A 17,690-nucleotide genomic window follows, 5' to 3' on the forward strand; every position below is an offset into this window, starting at 1 on the left:
TTCTTGCCCGCGCGGCTGACCAATTCGTAGGAGAAGGAGCTCAGTCGGGCAGCGCGTACGTGGCCCAGGCCTGCGCGAGCACGTCCACGCCCCGTGTGCACGTGATGGTCACGTCGGCCATGCGGGCGCCGTCCTGGAGGTAGGTCTGCTGCAACGACGACGAGAACACCGCATCCGACGGCACCGCCCGCCGGATGCGGGTGCGGAACCGGCGGAGGGTCCCGGGGAAGTGCTCGGCGCCGTGCTGCTCGAGGAGGTCCACCGACCGATCCTCGGGGGTGACCGTTCCGGTGAAGCTGTTGGTCCAGAACTCGTAGACCAACTGCTCGTCCCGGTTGCGGAACTGCACGAGCAGGTCGTGATCGCCCACCCTCCGGACCTGCGGCGACAGGTCCGGGTCGGTTCGGGGTCGCAGCAGGAGGAGGTCCTGCTCGACCGCTGTTCCGGGCTCGGGGGTGACGGCCACCCCGTTCGGGACGGCGTCGGCGCACAGCCGGCGGATCTCTGCTGCGTACGGCTGCGAAGAGATGAGTGCGGCCATCGTTCCTCCCAAGTCACGGGTATGTGATCCGCACGGTAGTCGCCGCGGTGCGTGAACGGGGTGCGTGGTCCCTGTGATCGGGACGCCGATCTGCTGCCGATTCCGCGCGTTCCGAAAGCCTCTCGCTGAGTGGGAGAGTCGGGTACCGCATCGGACCGGACACGCCGACTATGAGCTACACCACACCCCGAGGGTGTTCTTGACGTACAGCGAGGCGGAGGTAGACATGGCGCGCAACAGTGCCGTTGACGGCGACGAAGTCCGGATGATCGAAGTGGGGTCGGCACCAACGCGTTTCGCGCGAGGGTGGCACTGCCTGGGTCTGGCGAAGACCTTCAGGGACGGCGCCCCGCATCAGGTCGACGCGTTCGGCACGTCCCTGGTGGTGTTCGAGACCTCGGACGGGACGCTCAGTGTGCTCGACGCCTACTGCCGTCACATGGGTGGCAACCTGGCGCACGGCACCGTGAAGGGCGACTCCATCGCCTGCCCGTTCCACGACTGGCGCTGGGGCGGCAACGGCAAGTGCACGGGAATCCCGTACGCGCGCCGTGTCCCGCCGCTGGCGCGGACCCGGGCCTGGACGACCATCGAGCGCAACGGCCAGCTCTACGTCTGGAACGACCCGCAGGGCAACCCGCCGCCCGCCGACGTGACGATTCCCGAGATCGAGGGATTCGGTTCCTCGGAATGGACCGACTGGACCTGGAATTCACTGCTCGTCGAGGGTTCGCACTGCCGCGAGATCGTCGACAACGTCGTCGACATGGCCCACTTCTACTACGTTCACTTCTCGTTCCCGCGCTACTTCAAGAACGTCTTCGAAGGGCACGTGGCCACCCAGTACATGCAGTCGACGCCCCGCCACGACATCTCGGTGGGCACCAGCTACGACGACCCCAACTCCACGCTGCGCTCGGACGCGTCGTACTTCGGCCCGTCGTACATGATCGACAAGCTGTGGAGCGAGGCGAACGGCATGATGATCGAGACGGTGCTGATCAACTGTCACTACCCGGTCAGCGCCGATTCGTTCGTGCTGCAGTGGGGTGCCATGGTCAAGAAGCCCGAGGGGCTGACCGACGAGATGGCGAACGGCATGGCGGCGCAGTTCGCCGAGGGCGTCGAGCTCGGATTCAAGCAGGACGTCGACATCTGGCTGAACAAGTCGCGCATCGACAACCCGCTGCTGTCGGAGGAGGACGGGCCCGTCTATCAGCTGCGCCGCTGGTACCAGCAGTTCTACGTGGACGTCGAGGACATCACCGACGACATGACCAAGCGCTTCGAGTTCGAGATCGACACCACCAGGGCAGTGCAGAGCTGGGAGGCGGAGGTTGCCGACAACCTCGCCAACGGCGTCGTGCCGCTCGACACCAACGCCTGATCCTGCACAGAGTAGAAGGACACGACAGATGACCCACGAGGTTCTCGACAACATCATGGCGATCGCGGATCAGCTCCGCGATCAGGCGCCCGAGGCCGAGCGGATCGGCCGGCTGCCCGACGACACGGCGAAGAAGCTCCGCGAGGCCGGGCCGATCAAGTTGCTGCAGCCCGCAAAGTACGGCGGTTTCGAGGCGCACCCGCGCGAATTCGCCGAGACGGTGATGGCGGCGGCGTCCCTCGACCCGGCCACCGGGTGGGTGTGCGGCATCGTCGGCGTGCACCCCTGGCAGTTGGCGTTCGCCGACCCGAAGGTGCAGGACGAGGTGTGGGGCTCCGACACCGACACCTGGATGGCCTCGCCGTACGCACCCACCGGGATCGCGACCCCGGTCGACGGCGGCTACCTCTTCAGCGGACGCTGGCAGTTCTCCTCGGGTACCGATCACTGCGACTGGATCTTCCTCGGCGCGATGCTCGGCGACAAGGACGGCGCCATGGCGCTGCCGCCGAAGATGCTGCACATGATCCTGCCGCGCAGCGACTACGAGATCGTCGAGGACTCGTGGAACGTCGTCGGGCTCAAGGGGACCGGTTCGAAGGACATCATCGTCCGGAACGCCTTCGTCCCCGACTACCGGGTGATGGACGCCGACGAGGTGATGAACGGCACCGCGGTGCAGAAGTTCGGCCGCACCGAAACCCTGTACAACATGCCGTGGTCGACGATGTTCCCGCTCGGCATCTCCTCCGCCGTGGTGGGAATCGCGGAGGGAGCCTTGGCCGCTCACCTCGACTACCAGCGCGACCGCGTCGGCGCCCAGGGCACCGCGATCAAGGACGACCCGTACGTCCTGTTCGCCGTCGGTGAGGCGGCGGCCGACATCAACGCCGCCCGCCAGGAACTGCTCGCCAACGTCGACCGGATCTGGGACCTCGTCGAGTCGGGCCGGGAGGTCACGTTCGAGGACCGCGCGGCCGGACGCCGCACCCAGGTGCGGGCCGCCTGGCGCGCGGTCACCGCCGTCGACCAGATCTTCGCCCGCTCCGGCGGCAACGCGCTGCGCATGGACAAGCCCCTGCAGCGGTACTGGCGGGACGCGCACGCCGGCCTGGCGCACGCGATCCACGTGCCGAGCACCGTGTACCACGCCTCGGCGCTCAGCTCGCTCGGCCTCGACCCGGCCGACAACCTCAAGTCGATGATCTGACCGGCGTCGGACCTCGAAAACAGCAGAAGGACAACACATGACAGACATCAAGGGACTGGGCCACGTCAAGATCCAGACCAACGACCTGGAGCGCTGGCGCACCTTCGCGTTCGACGTCCTCGGATTCGCCGAGGGCAGCGGGCCCGACGAGGACGCCCTCTACCTCCGGATGGACGAGCGGGCGGCGCGCATCGTGATCGTGCCGGGTGAGACGGACGAGGTCGTCACCATCGGGTGGGAGGTTCGCGATCACGCGGGCCTGGTTCGCGTCCAGGAAGCGGTCGAGGGCGCCGGTATCGCCGTCAAGCCGCTGTCGGTGGAGGAGGCCGACGCACGGCGCGTCGAAGAGGTCGTCACGTTCCAGGACCCGACCGGCGCGACGATCGAGATCTTCCACGGCGCCGTCCTCGACCACAGCCCGGTGGTCACCCCGTTCGGCGCGAAGTTCGTGACGGGGGCGCAGGGCCTCGGCCACGTGGTGCTGCCGGTGATGGACTTCAGCGGGGCATTCGATTTCTACACCGAGGTGCTCGGCTTCCTGCCCCGCGGCGCCTTCCGTATCCCGGCACCGCCGGAGTTCGGCCCGATGCGGGTGCGCTTCATGGGCGTCAACGAGCGTCACCACAGCCTGGCGCTGTGCCCCGCACCGCACGGCGGCGCGCCGGGTCTGGTGCACATCATGGTGGAGGTCGACACGCTCGACGCCGTCGGGCAGGCGCTCGACCGCGTCGTGAAGGACGGATTCTCCGTCTCGTCGACCCTCGGTCGTCACACCAACGACAAGATGGTGTCGTTCTACGTGCGGGCGCCCGGCGGCTGGGACATCGAGTTCGGCACCGACGGCATGAAGGTGGATGAGAAGTACTACTCCGCGGAGGAGATCACCGCCGACAGTTACTGGGGCCACGACTGGTCCGGAAGCGAACCGCTGGCGGCGATGTAAACGGGTGTCTGGGCTCGGTGCGCGTATCCAACGATGCGCGCGCCGGGCCTTTTGCCTGTTCGGGGACGTGCGAGAAGCGCTATTGCAAATAGGCATATGCCTATTTATAGTAAGTGTCGCCAGTCACACACCGCGACGCCGCATCGAGCAGCGCCGCTACGGAGGTCCCCATGACTACGACACTCAGCCCCACCCCCACCGCCGGACTCGATCGCGCCGCACTACTCCTCGACGCGTTCGACGGTCCGGGCAGGCTCACGCTCGCGCAGATCGTGCGCCGCACGGGGCTTCCGCGATCCTCCGCGCACCGGATGCTCGAACGTCTCGTCCAGCTGAGGTGGCTCCGCCGGGAAGGCCGGGACTACGAGCTCGGCATGCGACTGTTCGAACTCGGGTCGCTGGCCGTACACCAGGACCGTCTGCACCGGGCGGCGCTGCCGTTCCTGCACGAACTCCATCGCCTCACCGGGCACGCCGTGCATCTCGCGGTGCTCGAGGGGATCGACGTCGTCTACCTGGAGAAGATCGCCGGACGGTTCGGGGTCGGGCTGCCGTCCCGGGTCGGGGGCCGCCAGCCGGCGCACTGCACGAGCGTCGGCAAGGTGCTGCTCGCACACTCGCCGGAGTCCGTGGTCGACCGCGTCGTCGAGGCGGGGCTGCCGCGCAGCACACGCTTCAGCATCGACTCGCCCGCGGCGTTCCGTGCCGAACTGCAGAAGACCCGCGAGCGGGGAGCGGCGTACGACCGGGAAGAGGACCTCGTCGGCGTCAGCTGTGTCGCCGTGCCCGTCGGCACCGAGGACAACGTGGTGGCGGCCATCTCGGTCTGCGGTCCGAGCAGCCAGATCAAGCTCGATCACCGCCTGACCGCGCCGATTCGCATGTCCGCCAAGGGCACCTGGCGTAATTACATGTCGACCGCGACACCGGCCGCCGGACGCACCGACCGATACTCCGCCTGAGACGACCGAGGAGTACAGATGCCGCTCGACGAGCAGGCCGCGACCATTCTCCGGGGCTTGAACGAGAACTTTCCCCGGGTGGAGACGATGACGGGCGCCGAGGCCCGCGCGGCGACGAAAGCGGGACGCAAGGCCGCCGTGGACCCCGAATCGGTCGGCAGCGTGCAGGACCGGGAGATCCCCGGTGCGGCCGGGCCGATCGCGGTGCGGATCTATGCGCCGGCGACACAGTCTGCGGAGCCTCTGCCCGTCGTCGTCTTCTTCCACGGCGGCGGGTTCGTGATCTGCGACCTCGACAGCCACGACGGCTTCTGCCGCGCGATGTGCAACGGGATCGGCGCCGTCGTCGTCTCCGTCGACTATCGCCTGGCCCCGGAAGCGCAGTGGCCCGCGGCGGCGGACGACGCCTACGCCGCCACCTGCTGGGTCGCGCGGCACGCCGGTGAACTCGGCGCCGACCCGGATCGTCTCCTCGTCGCCGGCGACAGCAGCGGGGGCAACCTCGCGGCCGTCGCCGCGCTGATGGCCCGCGATCGGTCGACGCCGTCCGTCGTCGGACAGTTACTGATGTACCCCGTGATCGAACCGGTCTTCGACACCGAGTCGTACGAGGAGTTCGCGGAGGGTCACTTCCTCACCCGCTCTGCGATGCAATGGTATTGGGATCAGTACCTGCCCACTCACCGCGACGGCGCACCCGCCTACGCCGCCCCGGTGCGGGCCGAGGATCTCGGCGGACTCCCGCCCGCGATCGTGATCACCGCCGAACGCGATCCGCTCCGGTACGAGGGTGAGAAGTATGCCGCGGCGCTCGCCGACGCCGGTGTGCCCGTGCACTGCAGGCGGGTCGAGGGAATGTTCCACGGATTCTTGACGATCGACGCGATGACCGCGGCGCAAACCGAGCGGCGGGAGCTGTGGCCGCGGCTCCGTGCCCTCGCGGCCGTGCGGGCCCGAAACTAGTCTTCGCGCTCCGCCTCGTCGTCCGCGTCCCGGGCCGCCTTCATCGCGGCCTGGTACTCCTGCTGCGCTTCGCGGGAGCGCCGGATCGAATGTGATGCGGTCGGTTTCGGCACACCGGGATGTTCCGGCGTGCCCTCGCCGTGCATCCGCTCGACGGCCTCGTCGATGTCGGCGAGCATCTGCTTCGCCAGTTCGCTCTCGGCCGCGTAGTACCGCTCGGACCACTTGTTGACCATGTGCGCGAACGCCCACGTGGGTTCGACGTCGGAGTCGCGGGCGTCGAGTGCGGCCTGCCTGCTCATCCCCTCCACATACGAGATGTGCTCTTTCAGAGCATCTTTGAGCTGCTCCGGCTCGGTGAGGTGACCGAGCCACATGCGCAGCATCACCCCGTGCTTGAGGACGGGTGGATCGATCGGCGCCTCCCGCGCCCAGCTGCGCATGACGGCCATGCCCGCATCCGTGATCTTGTACAGCCGCTTGGGTTTCACCCGGGCCTCGTCGTCCACGACGGTCCGGGAGGTCACGTACCCCAGGTCTTCCAGCTTCTTCAGCTCCGAGTACACCTGGCTGAAGGACGGGCTCCAGTAGAAGAACCGAACACTGTACGAGGCCCATTTCTTCAGGTCGTAGCCGGACAGCTCCTCGCCGAACGACAAGATGCCGAGCACCGGCCAGCTCGTGGAGCGGAGGCCGGCGAACCCGGAACTCTGTGTGGGGTCGGACGAAGGCATTTCCCGAGCTTATCAACCGAGCGTTCGGGCGCAGGCTTGCGAAAGGCTGCCGCTGGGTGGGACGGGGTGTTCCGCGCGACGGCTGCCGCGGCGAGGCTGATCGCAACCCGTCGATCCGAGGAGACACGATGACACGTACCGAAGAACCCGTGCCGCCGGTGGTGCGAGGCTTCGACCCCGCCGAGCTCAGGTCGGTGCTCGGGCATTTCTGCACCGGGGTCACGGTGATCACCGCACACGACGGTGACACCCCGCACGGCTTCACGTGCCAGTCGTTCGTGTCGCTGTCGCTGGACCCGCCGTACGTGTCGTTCAGCCCCGCGCGGACGTCGACCAGCTGGCCGCGGCTGCGGGCGAGCGAACACGTCTGCGTCAACGTCCTCGCCCACGACCAGCGGGACGTGTGCGGGACGTTCGCGACCAGCGGCGCCGACAAGTTCGCCGACGTGGGGTGGTCGCACGCAGGCAACGGCGCCCCGGCGCTGGACGGTGTACTGGCACAGGTACAGGCGACCGTCGAATTCGAGCACGACGCGGGAGACCACACCATCGTCGTCGCGCGGGTCACCGGACTGGACGTGCTGAGGGACGTGCCTCCGCTCCTGGTGTACCGCGGCGGGCTCGGCATCTTCACCGCCGCCACGTAGCCGCGTTGTCTCCCGCTCGGCGGGAAGGACTGTGGGAAACAGCAATTGACACCGGCAGAGTGTGATCGAGACCACTTCGGAAGGTGTGCACGATGAGCGTAGACGAGCAGAACTGGGACCGGGAGGTCGATCTCCTGGTGATCGGCAGCGGTGCGGGCGGAATGACCGCCGCCCTCGCCGGTGCCGAGCGAGGACTCGACACCCTCGTCGTCGAAAAGTCCGGGGTGTACGGCGGTTCGACCGCACTGTCCGGTGGCGCCCTGTGGATCCCGAACTCGCCGATCCTCGTCCGCGAAGGCCGGGTCGACGACCCCGACGACGTCCGCGAGTACCTGGAGTCCATCGTCGGCGACAGCGTGCCGGCCGAACGCCTCGACGCGTACATCGAGCAGGGGCCCGCGATGATGAGGTTCTTCGAACAGGACTGCCCGCATCTCCGGTTCTCCTGGTGCGAGGACTATTCCGACTACCACCCCGAGAACGTCGGCGGCCGGCCGAAGGGGCGGACGGTCGAACCGCTGCCGTTCGACATGAACCAGCTCGGTGCCGACCGCGAACTGCAGCGCCCGAACTCCCTCGCGATGCCGGGTGGGCTGTACATGACGTCGACCGAGTTCCGTCACCTCAACATGTTCTTCCGCACGTGGGCCGGTCGCCGGACCGCGCTGGGTGTCGGCTGGCGTTCGGTGCTGGCGATGGTGCGGCGCAGGCGGATGGAGACGCTGGGCCAGGCGCTCGTCGGCCGGCTGCGGCTGACGCTGCAGGAGGCGGGGGTGCCGCTGTGGCTGAACTCCCCGCTGAAGAGCCTGATCACGGACGAATCGGGGGCCGTGACCGGCGCGGTCGTCGAATCCGGGGATCGGGAACTGCGTATCCGCGCCCGCCGCGGCGTCATGATGGCCACCGGCGGATTCGAGCAGAGCGAGGAGATGCGCAAGCGGTACCTCCGCGAGGGTGGCAAGGACAACTACAGCGCCGGCTCGCCCGACAACACCGGTGACGGAATCGTGGCCGGCGAGCAGGTCGGCGCCGCCGTCGACCTGATGGACGACGCCTGGTGGATGCCGTCGTTCCGGCGGCCGGACGGCATCATGCACGTCCTCGTGTCGGAGCGGTCGATCCCGCCGTCGCTGATCGTCGACCAGAACGCCAAGCGGTTCACCAACGAGGCGTCCCCGTACGTGTCGTTCGTCCACGACCAGATCGCCGGCGGTCACGACCCCGTGTGGTTCGTGTTCGACTCGAAGGCGAAGAGCCGCTACCAGTTCGGTGGTGTGATGCCCGGTCAGAAGTTCCCGGCCGAATGGTTCGAGACGGGGCTGATGCTGCGCGCCGCGACGATCGGCGAACTGGCGCAGCAGATGAGCGTTCCCGCGGACTCGCTGTCGGCGGAGATCGCCCGGTTCAACGGGTTCGCCCGGGCGGGAGTCGACGCCGACTTCGGTCGCGGAGACAGCGCGTACGACCGCTACTACGGCGACCCTCGGCTGCCCAACCCGACGATGGACGAGGTGGACAAGGCACCGTATTACGCGGTGCGGATGGAAGCCGGCGACCTCGGCACCAAGGGCGGCCTTGTGTGCAACGAGCACAGCCAGGTGCTGAGCGGCAGCGGCGAACCCATACCCGGTCTCTACGCCACCGGAAACACGTCGGCATCCGTGATGGGCAACGACTACGCCGGTGCGGGCGCGACGATCGGTCCCGCGATGGTGTTCGGCTGGATCGGCGCCCGTCATGCAGCAGGGGCGGTGAGCTGAGTGCTTCCCGTCGAATGCCGGCGCTGCGGCAACGCGGTGCTCGTGGAGAAGTACAGCGAGGCGCACACCAGCGTGCAGTGGCTGGACGACGCCGAGCAGAGGTGCCCGGAGTTCGCGTCGCGCGCCGAGGCGGGGGAGCACTCGATGTTCGTTCCCACCTGCGGTGCATTGCGCGGATCGATCGACGACGCGGTGGAGGACGGGCGGGTGGGGCTGTCCCTGCGCAGCTACCCGACTCCCGGCCGCCTGGACTAGAGAGGACAACCGATGTCACGGATGGCAGGCAAGGTCGCCTTCATCACCGGTGCCGGAAACGGCATGGGACGCAGTCACGCGGTCCGGCTCGCCGAGGAGGGCGCCGACGTGATTCTCGTCGATCTGCCGTCGGCCGAGGCCGGACTCGCCGAGACCGGCAGGCTGGTCGCCGAACTCGGCCGGCGGGCCGTCGTCGCCCACGCCGACGTGCGGGATCCGTCCGCGTTGCGGGCGGCCGTCGCCGCCGGGGTGGAGGAACTGGGCGCTCTCGACGTCGTCGTCGCGAACGCCGGTGTCGTCGACAACCCGGGCCCCGCCTGGACCATCGACGACGAGAACTGGAACCGGTCGCTCGACGTCAACCTCACCGGGGTCTGGAACACGGCGACGGCCGCGGTCCCGGCGATGCGCGACGGCGGCGGCTCCGTCGTGATCGTCAGTTCGACCGCCGGCATCAAGGCGGTGGCCGGGGCGGCCCACTACTCGGCGTCGAAAACCGCCGTGGTCGGGTTGGCCCGGACCCTCGCCAACGAACTCGGTCCGCAGTTCATCCGGGTGAACGTATTGCACCCCGGCGCCGTCGGCACCCGCATGACGCTGAACCCGGCGACGATGGCACGGCTGCGGCCGGACCTCGACAACCCGACCCCCGAGGACGTCGTTCCCGTCCTCACCGCCAATCACGTCCTGCCCGTTCCGTGGCTGGACTCGCGGGACGTCAGCAATGCGCTGCTGTTCCTCGCCTCGGACGAATCGCGATACATCACCGGCACACAACTCGTGGTCGATGCCGGACTGACGCAGAAAGTGTAGAGATGACAGGTCGAGTGAACGGAAGAGTCGTCCTGGTCACCGGTGCCGCCCGCGGCATCGGCCGGGCGCAGGCGCTGCGGTTCGCGCAGGAGGGCGCCGACGTCGTGGCCGTCGATCTGTGCGGCCCGGTCGGCACGGTGGTGACGCCGCCGGCCAGTCCGGAGGATCTCGAGGAGACCGCGAAACTGGTCCGCGACACCGGTCGCCGGATCGTGACCGCGCAGGTGGACGTGCGCGACGGAGCGGCTCTGGCCGAGACGGTCACGGCGGCGGCCGCAGAGCTGGGCGGGCTGGACTTCGTGTGCGCCACAGCGGGCATCACGTCGTCCGGCGCCGCACTGGAACTCGATGCCGAGACGTGGCAGACGATGCTCGACGTCAATCTGACGGGGGTGTGGCAGACGTGCAAGGCGGCGGCCCCGCACCTGATCGAGCGGGGCGGCGGGGCGATGATCCTGACCAGCTCCATCGCCGGACTGCGCGGGCTCGTCGGCGTCGCCCACTACACCGCGGCCAAGCACGGGGTGGTGGGGCTGATGCGGTCGCTGGCGAAGGAGCTCGCGCCGCACGGGGTGCGAGTCAACAGCGTGCATCCCACGAACGTGGACACGGACATGATCCAGAACGACATGGTGCGGCGGGCGTTCCGGCCCGACCTCGAGCACCCCACCCGGGAGGAGTTCGCCGCGGCCGCCGTGACGATGAACATGCTGCCGATTCCGTGGATCGAACCGGTCGACGTTGCCAACGCCGCGCTGTTCCTGGCGTCGGACGAGGCGCGGTACATCACGTCCGTCGCCCTGCCGGTCGACGCGGGCAGCTCCAGCCGATAATTCCCGAGCTGCTCCGCGCGGTACGTCGCCCGTGGTATGTAGAACAGGTGTCAGTTTCCGATCTCGAGGCCGTCGCCGCGATCTCCCGGCTCAAGTACGCGTACCTGCGCGCGCTCGACACGAAGAGCTGGGACGAGTTCGCGGACACCCTGCTGCCGGACGCCACCGCGAACTACGGTGAGCGTCTCACCTTCGACTCCCGCGACGCGCTCGTCGAATACATGAAGTCGAACCTCGGAGCGAACACCATCACCGAGCACCACTGCGGTCACCCGGAGATCGACGTCGACGGCGACACGGCCACGGGGCGGTGGTACCTGTCCGACACCGTTCTGATCCCGGAACACGGCATGCTGCTGCGCGGGGCGGCGTTCTACTCCGACCGCTACGTGCGCGGCGGCGACGGGCGGTGGCGGATCGCGCACACGGGATACGAGCGCACCTACGAAGCGATGATGTCGCTGGCCGACATCCCGAGTTTCCATCTCACGGCCAACAGATGGGCGGACACCTGATGGGCACGCTGGACGGCAAGGTCGCGCTGATCACCGGCGCCGGTCAGGGTGTGGGCGCCGGCATGGCGTTCGCGCTGGCCAAGGAGGGCGCCCGGATCGGGGTGGTCGGGCGGACGGAGGCGAAACTCGTCGACACGTGTGCCGCCATCGCCGACTTCGGGGGTGTCGCCGAACCGATCGTCTGCGACGTCAGCAAACGTGATCAGCTGGCGCCGATGGTCGACCGCGTGGTGGACGTGTTCGGCGGCCTCGACATCCTGATCAACAACGCCAACGCCAGCGCGCTCGGACCACTCCTCGACGTCACCCCGAAGCTGCTGGACCGCGCGATGGCGGTCGGTCCGGTGGCAACCCTGTTCCTCATGCAGCTGTGCTACCCCCACCTCAAGGCGCGGGGCGGCGGTTCGATCATCAATCTGGTCAGCTCCTCGGCGGTGCGGTGGGACACCAGCGGCTACGGGCTGTACGCGGCCACCAAGGAAGCGATGCGTTCGCTCACCCGCACCGCGGCCAGCGAATGGGGCCCCGACGGCATCCGCGTCAATGCGATTGCGCCGCATGCCCTGTCCCCGGGCCTGAAGTGGTGGACGGAGAACAATCCCGAGGAGGCCGCCGAGTTCGTGAAGTCGATCCCGCTCGGCCGGATCGGTGACTGTGAGCAGGACATCGGGCGCGCCGTCGTCTTCCTCGTCGGCACCGACGCCGGCTACCTGTCCGGTGCCACCATTCCACTCGACGGCGGGCAGGCACGCTGGAGTTGACCCGTACCGGTTGCCCCGCGCTTGCTCATTTCCCTCCTATCCGGTAGGAATTGGGTCGTGCATACGACTCACCTGGTGCGACGCCTCACCGTCGACCTGTGCCGTACGTGCGCCAACATCTGTTGTTGCTGACGGTCCGGCGCGCGTACCGCGTGCTGCCCACGCCTCGGTAACCCTCCGGCATCCGGTAATTCCTCGCGCATTCTCCGCGTTCGCAGGTCCGGGCCGACCCTCGACATCTCCGCGAAAGTAATCATGAGCACTGCATTCGAAACCAGGACGGCGTCGCTGACGCTCGACAAACTCGGCCCGTCGTTCGGCACCGAGATCCTCGGGCTGGACGTCGCCACCGCCACCGACGCCGAGGTGGCAGCCATTCGTTCGGCGTTGACCGAGCACAAGGTTCTGGTTCTGCGGGGTCAGTCACTCGACGTCGCGAGCCACATCGAGTTCGGTCGCCGCCTCGGCCAGCTGACGGCGGGGCATCCCGTCCACGACAGCGGCGACGTCGCGCAGGAGGTGTACGCGCTCGACAGCCAGGACAACGGTTTCGCCGACGTGTGGCACACCGACGTGACGTTCATGAAGCGACCGCCGCTGGGGTCGATCCTCCGCCCCGTCGTCCTCCCGCCGCACGGCGGCGACACCAACTGGGCCGACAGTCAGCTCGCGTACGAGTCGCTGTCGCTGCCGGTCCGGCAGATGATCGATCAGCTGACGGCGGTGCACGACGGCAACCGCGAGTTCGGGTACTACCTCGCGCAGAAACGTGGCGGCAAGGGAAACGTCTGGGACGGTGAGGAAGTCACGGCACTCGTGCCGGTCGAGCATCCCGTCGTGCGGGTTCACCCGGAGACCGGACGCAAGGGCATCTTCGTGAACCCGGGGTTCACGTCGCACATCGCCGGTGTGTCCGAGGCGGAGAGCCGGGGCATTCTCGACTTCCTCTACGCGCACCTCACCAAACCGGAGCACATCGTGCGTCACCGCTGGCGCCTCGGCGACCTCGTGCTGTGGGACAACCGCAGCACCGCGCACTACGCCAACCGCGACTACGGAACGCAGCACCGCGTCATGCACCGCATCACGTTGCAGGGTGACGTGCCGGTCGGTCCGCAGTAGAGCAACCCGCGCATTCACCGGGCGGGCGGCGTCCGCAGCGACTAGCGTCACGATCCGTGACCCCGGCATCGGACATCTCACGTCGCAAGTTTCTCGCCTCCGCCGCAGCGGCCGGTGGCGCCGCCTTCCTCAGTTCGTGGGCGGGCCCGGTCATCGACCGGGCGTACGCGCAGGATCCGGGTGGTTCGGGGTCGCTGGGAGACATCGAGCACTTCGTCTACCTCATGCAGGAGAACCGCTCGTTCGATCATTACTACGGCACGCTGTCGGGGGTGCGCGGCTTCGACGACCCCTCGCCGACGTGGCAGCAGTACGGGTGGACACCGGGTGTGGGGCCGACCCCCACCGGGTATCTGAACCCGTTCCGTCTCGACACCACCCAGGGCACGCACCTCGACGGCGAATGCATCAACGACCCGACCCATTCGTGGGGTCCGCAGCACGACGCGTGGAACGGCGGCGGCATGGACCGGTGGATGCCGGTGCACATCGCACACGAGGGGCCGCTCAACGGTCCCGCGACGATGGGTTACTACACGCGGGCCGACATCCCGGTGCACTACGACCTCGCCGACGCCTTCACGATCTGCGACCACTACTTCTGCTCGGTGCTCGGACCGACGGACCCGAACCGGCTGTACTGGATGACGGGAACGATCGACCCCGACGGGCTGGCCGGTGGGCCGCTCGTCGAGACGCCGACGGTGATCCCCAGATTCGCGTACTCGTGGCGTACCTACCCGGAGAACCTGCAGGAGGCGGGCGTCAGCTGGAAGGTGTACGCCAACAAGGATCTCGGGCCTGTGTCGAGTGTTGCCCTCGACGGGATGCTCGGCTGCTTCACGCAGTACAGCGACCCGAATTCGGAACTCGCCCGCCGCGGCCTCGATCCGACGTACCCGAACGACTTCCGGGCCGACGTCGCGAACGGCACCCTGCCCGCGGTGTCCTGGATCGTGCCGAACATCTTCACCTGTGAGCATCCAGCGCTTCCCCCGGCCGCAGGGGCGGTCGGGATCGTCGAGGTACTCGACATTCTCACGTCCAACCCGGCGATCTGGGAGAAGACGGCGCTGATCATCAGCTACGACGAGAACGGCGGATTCTTCGACCACGTCACCCCGCCGACGCCGCCGCCGGGCACCCCGGGCGAGTACCTGACCGTTCCGTTGAACACGGTGTCGGAGAGCGAGAACAATCCGGGACCGATCGGCCTCGGGTTCCGGGTGCCGTCACTGATCATCTCGCCGTACAGTCGCGGCGGCCTCGTCGCGTCCGACACGTTCGACCACACCTCGCAGCTGCGGCTCCTCGAGAAGCGCTTCGCCGTCCCCGTCCCCAATCTCACCGACTGGCGTCGCGGCGCCGTCGGTGACATGACGTCGGCGTTCGACTTCTCGTCGGCACCGAACGCCGGCGTTCCCGCGATGACCGACCCGGGGCCACGCCTGCAGGCGGCGATCGCGCAGTGCGGGCCGAACGTGGCCGCGGGGACGCTCAATGCCGGCGCGCCCTACCCCGTCCCGCCGAATTCGATGCCGGTGCAGGAACAGTCGCCGCTGCGGCGTCGTCCCAGCGGGCTGATCATGTAGCCGCCTCGCCTCAGAGGCGTACCGCGCGGCCCTCGTCGATCGACTGCAGAATGGCCAGCGCGGCGGTCACCGAACGCAGTCCGTCGTGTCCCGTCGCCACCGGCTCACCGTCCCCGCGGACGGCGTCGACGAACGCCCGGATCCCGGGTGCGTACAGGTTGTCGACAGGCTCGAGCGGGACGGCCGTGTCGCGGCCGTTCGTGACCATCCGGAGCGTCCCGGTGGGATCGGGGCGCATGCAGTTGCTCGCCACGAGAGTGCCTGCCGTTCCGTGGATCTCGAATCCGGTGACTCCGTCGGGAGCCGTGTACGCGTCGTGCAGCGAGAACAGGGTGTCGGTGCCGAGGATGCCGCTCGTCATCACGGCATCCGCCGGTCCCTCACTGAGCCCCTGGCAGACTCCGACCGCCGTCACCGTGGTCGGTTCCATCCCGGTCACGAAGCGGAGGGTGTCGATGTCGTGGACCGCGAGGTCGAGGGCAACCCCGCCGCCGACGCCGTCGAGACGCCATCCACGCAGGGCCTGGCGCAGCAGGATCGTGTTGGCGACGCGGACGGAGAGGACGTCGCCGACCGCGCCCTCGGCCAGCATCTTTCGCGCCGCGCGGTGGACGGGGTGTGTGCGGAGGTGATGGTTCGTCGCGAACACCACCCCCGCGGCCGCGGCGGCGTCGACCATCTTCTGCGCCTGCGTGACGTCGAAGGACAGCGGTTTCTCGCACAGCACGTGCAGACCCGCGTCGATCGCGGCCATGGCGTGGTCGAAGTGCTTGTCGTTGGTCGAGGAGATGTACGCGGCCCGGACGTCGCCGCCGACCGCTTCGCGCAGGTCGCCGGTGGCGGACTCGATGTCATGGGTCCGCCGGTATTCCTCCGCGCGCGCAGCGTCACCGCTGAGCACAACTGCCGCGGTCTGCCCGCACTCGCGCAATGCGGGGAGCACGCGTGTGGCGGCAATGTTGCTCGCGCCGAGAATCGCCCACCTCATGAGCTTCGATCCTTCCTCGGGCCGGTGAGTCCGGCCTCTCCTCGGCGGACTGTACGCCGAGTTCCGAGAGCGCACTACTGTTCACTATGCGAACAGATCGGGGCTCAGTGGGGGTGGGCGTCGACCACCTCACCGGAGGTCTCGGGTGCGGCGTCGGCGGCCGAGCGTGCGCGCTGACGGTAGATCCCGATCCCGACCACCACGGCGGCGAGTCCCATCGAGACGTACATCTGGCTCCTCGTCTCCGGCAGTACGAGCATGCCGACGCAGAGCGCGATGATGGCGGCGATGGTGCACCACGTCAGGTACGGGAACAGCCACATCTTCAGCGTCAGGTCCTCGCCCTCGGCCTCGAGTTGACGCCGCATGCGCAGTTGCGACACCGAGATCGCCAGCCACACGAACAGCGCGATCGCTCCCGACGAGTTGACGAGGAACAGGAACACGGTGTCCGGGTACAGGTAATTGAGGCCGACGGTCAGGAATCCCACCACCGTCGAGACGAGAACGGCCTGACGCGGAACGCCGGACGATCCGATCTTCGACAGCGCGGCCGGGGCGTCGCCGCGGCGGGAGAGCGAGAAGATCATGCGGCTCGCCGTGTACAGGCCGGAATTCAGGCAGGACAGCACCGACGTGAGCACGACGACGTCCATGATGTTGCCGGCCGCGGGAATGCCGAACGAGTCCATGACGGCGACGTACGGGCTCAGCGCGACGGAGGCGTCGTCCCAGGGGAGCAGTGTCACGACGACGGCGATGGAGCCGATGTAGAAGATGAGGATGCGCCACACGACGGAGCGCACGGCGTTGCGCACAGCGGCGACGGGGTTCGCGGATTCGCCGGCGGCGATGGTCGCGATCTCGGCGCCGAAGAACGAGAACACGACGACGAGCACTGCCGCGAATACGGCACCGGCCCCGTTGGGGAAGAACCCGCCGTGACCGGTGAGGTTGGTGAGTCCGGGTGCTTCGACGCCGGGCAGGGCTCCGCAGATCGCGAGGACGCCGAGCACGAGGAAGATGACGATGGCCGCCACCTTGATCGACGCGAACCAGAACTCGAACTCGCCGAACGACTTGACGGACGCGATGTTCGTCAGCGTGAGCAGCACCATCAGGATCAGTGCCCAACTCCACTGCGGGACGTCGGGGATCCAGCGGTTCATGATGACCGCTCCGGCCGTCGCCTCGATGCCGAGGACGATGATCCAGAACCAGGCGTAGAGCCAGCCGATGCTGAATCCGGCCCATCGGCCGATCGCGCGGTCGGCGTACGCGGAGAACGATCCCGTCTCGGGGTTGGCGGTCGACATCTCGCCGAGCATGCGCATCACCAGGATGACGACGATGCCCGCGAGCGCGTAGGCCACCAGAACGCCGGGGCCGGTCTCGCGGATCGCGACCCCGGAGCCCACGAATAGGCCTGCTCCGATCACCCCCGCGATGGCGATCATCGAGAGGTGTCGCTTCTTCAGCGTGTGCTGAAGTTGCGGATCGGTGGTTCCTGACATGGAGAAAATCCCTTCGGCGCTGCTCCGGATGTGATGTGCGTCGCTGAACCGGGAAAGTGTGTACGAGTCGCGGGGGCGGCGGAACCTCCGATTCGGTGAAATTCGTGCCGTCGGTATAGACGAAACGGCAGTACCACGCATCTGCGCCTT

18 protein-coding genes are annotated in these 17,690 nt (G+C 68.0%); 14 read left to right on the forward strand and 4 right to left on the reverse strand.

The features are described 5' to 3' along the window. Positions 1–40 precede the first annotated feature (40 nt). Positions 41–541, reverse strand: coding sequence for a hypothetical protein (locus RJ1_RS04395; protein ID WP_073358758.1), 501 nt, complete (start codon positions 539–541; stop codon positions 41–43). Positions 542–767: 226 nt separating this feature from the next. Here RJ1_RS04395 and RJ1_RS04400 point away from each other — a divergent pair, with 226 nt between their 5' ends. The 5 genes from RJ1_RS04400 to lipP1 all read left to right on the forward strand — a co-directional run bounded on the left by RJ1_RS04400 (position 768) and on the right by lipP1 (position 6,006). Then, on the forward strand, positions 768–1,928 hold the full coding sequence (locus tag RJ1_RS04400) for a 3-ketosteroid-9-alpha-monooxygenase, oxygenase component (protein WP_073358759.1): 1,161 nt from the start codon (positions 768–770) through the stop codon (positions 1,926–1,928). Positions 1,929–1,956: 28 nt separating this feature from the next. After that, positions 1,957–3,138 carry an acyl-CoA dehydrogenase family protein gene (locus RJ1_RS04405; RefSeq protein ID WP_073358760.1) on the forward strand — a complete coding sequence of 394 codons (1,182 nt, stop codon included), beginning with the start codon at positions 1,957–1,959 and terminating at the stop codon, positions 3,136–3,138. Positions 3,139–3,175: 37 nt separating this feature from the next. Continuing rightward, positions 3,176–4,081 carry a biphenyl-2,3-diol 1,2-dioxygenase gene (bphC, locus tag RJ1_RS04410; protein WP_073358761.1) on the forward strand — a complete coding sequence of 302 codons (906 nt, stop codon included), beginning with the start codon at positions 3,176–3,178 and terminating at the stop codon, positions 4,079–4,081. Between the two features lie 170 nt (positions 4,082–4,251). Then, the gene (locus RJ1_RS04415; protein ID WP_037225931.1) at positions 4,252–5,043 is read left to right on the forward strand and encodes an IclR family transcriptional regulator; all 792 of its coding nucleotides are present in this window, start codon (positions 4,252–4,254) and stop codon (positions 5,041–5,043) included. A gap of 18 nt (positions 5,044–5,061) precedes the next feature. Beyond that, positions 5,062–6,006, forward strand: a complete 945-nt coding sequence (gene lipP1, locus RJ1_RS04420) for a LipP1 family hormone-sensitive lipase (protein WP_073358762.1) — start codon at positions 5,062–5,064, stop codon at positions 6,004–6,006. On the opposite strand, the gene RJ1_RS04425 is transcribed toward lipP1, so the two are convergent. Continuing rightward, entirely contained in the window at positions 6,003–6,740 is a 738-nt protein-coding gene (locus RJ1_RS04425; RefSeq protein WP_073358763.1) for a PadR family transcriptional regulator, read from the reverse strand. The two genes, lipP1 and RJ1_RS04425, sit on opposite strands and share 4 nt — an antisense overlap. 128 nt (positions 6,741–6,868) lie before the next feature. On the opposite strand from RJ1_RS04425, the gene RJ1_RS04430 reads away from it, so the two are divergent. The 9 genes from RJ1_RS04430 (at position 6,869) to RJ1_RS04470 (ending at position 15,038) form a co-directional block, all read left to right on the forward strand. Beyond that, a complete protein-coding gene (locus RJ1_RS04430; RefSeq protein ID WP_073358764.1) occupies positions 6,869–7,387 on the forward strand; it encodes a flavin reductase family protein in 519 nt (172 codons plus the stop codon). Between the two features lie 92 nt (positions 7,388–7,479). Continuing rightward, entirely contained in the window at positions 7,480–9,147 is a 1,668-nt protein-coding gene (locus RJ1_RS04435; protein ID WP_073358765.1) for an FAD-binding protein, read from the forward strand. Further along, entirely contained in the window at positions 9,148–9,402 is a 255-nt protein-coding gene (locus tag RJ1_RS04440; protein WP_073358766.1) for a hypothetical protein, read from the forward strand. A gap of 12 nt (positions 9,403–9,414) precedes the next feature. Beyond that, positions 9,415–10,215 (forward strand): mycofactocin-coupled SDR family oxidoreductase, encoded by an 801-nt coding sequence (locus RJ1_RS04445; protein WP_073358767.1) that lies wholly within the window; start codon positions 9,415–9,417, stop codon positions 10,213–10,215. Positions 10,216–10,217: 2 nt separating this feature from the next. Then, positions 10,218–11,048, forward strand: a complete 831-nt coding sequence (locus RJ1_RS04450) for a mycofactocin-coupled SDR family oxidoreductase (RefSeq protein WP_073358768.1) — start codon at positions 10,218–10,220, stop codon at positions 11,046–11,048. Between the two features lie 47 nt (positions 11,049–11,095). Then, positions 11,096–11,563 carry a nuclear transport factor 2 family protein gene (locus RJ1_RS04455; RefSeq protein ID WP_073358769.1) on the forward strand — a complete coding sequence of 156 codons (468 nt, stop codon included), beginning with the start codon at positions 11,096–11,098 and terminating at the stop codon, positions 11,561–11,563. Continuing rightward, positions 11,563–12,324, forward strand: coding sequence for an SDR family NAD(P)-dependent oxidoreductase (locus RJ1_RS04460; RefSeq protein WP_073358899.1), 762 nt, complete (start codon positions 11,563–11,565; stop codon positions 12,322–12,324). Before RJ1_RS04455 ends, RJ1_RS04460 begins: the two co-directional genes overlap by 1 nt. A 255-nt stretch (positions 12,325–12,579) precedes the next feature. Next, a complete protein-coding gene (locus tag RJ1_RS04465) occupies positions 12,580–13,446 on the forward strand; it encodes a TauD/TfdA dioxygenase family protein (protein WP_073358770.1) in 867 nt (288 codons plus the stop codon). A gap of 56 nt (positions 13,447–13,502) precedes the next feature. Further along, a complete protein-coding gene (locus RJ1_RS04470) occupies positions 13,503–15,038 on the forward strand; it encodes a phospholipase C (RefSeq protein WP_073358771.1) in 1,536 nt (511 codons plus the stop codon). Positions 15,039–15,048: 10 nt separating this feature from the next. Here the strand turns inward: RJ1_RS04470 and RJ1_RS04475 are convergent, their stop codons facing one another. Next, the gene (locus RJ1_RS04475) at positions 15,049–16,026 is read right to left on the reverse strand and encodes a Gfo/Idh/MocA family protein (RefSeq protein WP_073358772.1); all 978 of its coding nucleotides are present in this window, start codon (positions 16,024–16,026) and stop codon (positions 15,049–15,051) included. Between the two features lie 104 nt (positions 16,027–16,130). Beyond that, complete coding sequence (locus RJ1_RS04480; protein WP_073358773.1) at positions 16,131–17,540, reverse strand: amino acid permease; 1,410 nt, start codon at positions 17,538–17,540, stop codon at positions 16,131–16,133. Positions 17,541–17,690: the final 150 nt, after the last annotated feature.

It is taken from the genome of Rhodococcus jostii NBRC 16295 (assembly GCF_001894825.1).
GTDB classification, from domain to species: domain Bacteria; phylum Actinomycetota; class Actinomycetes; order Mycobacteriales; family Mycobacteriaceae; genus Rhodococcus_F; species Rhodococcus_F jostii.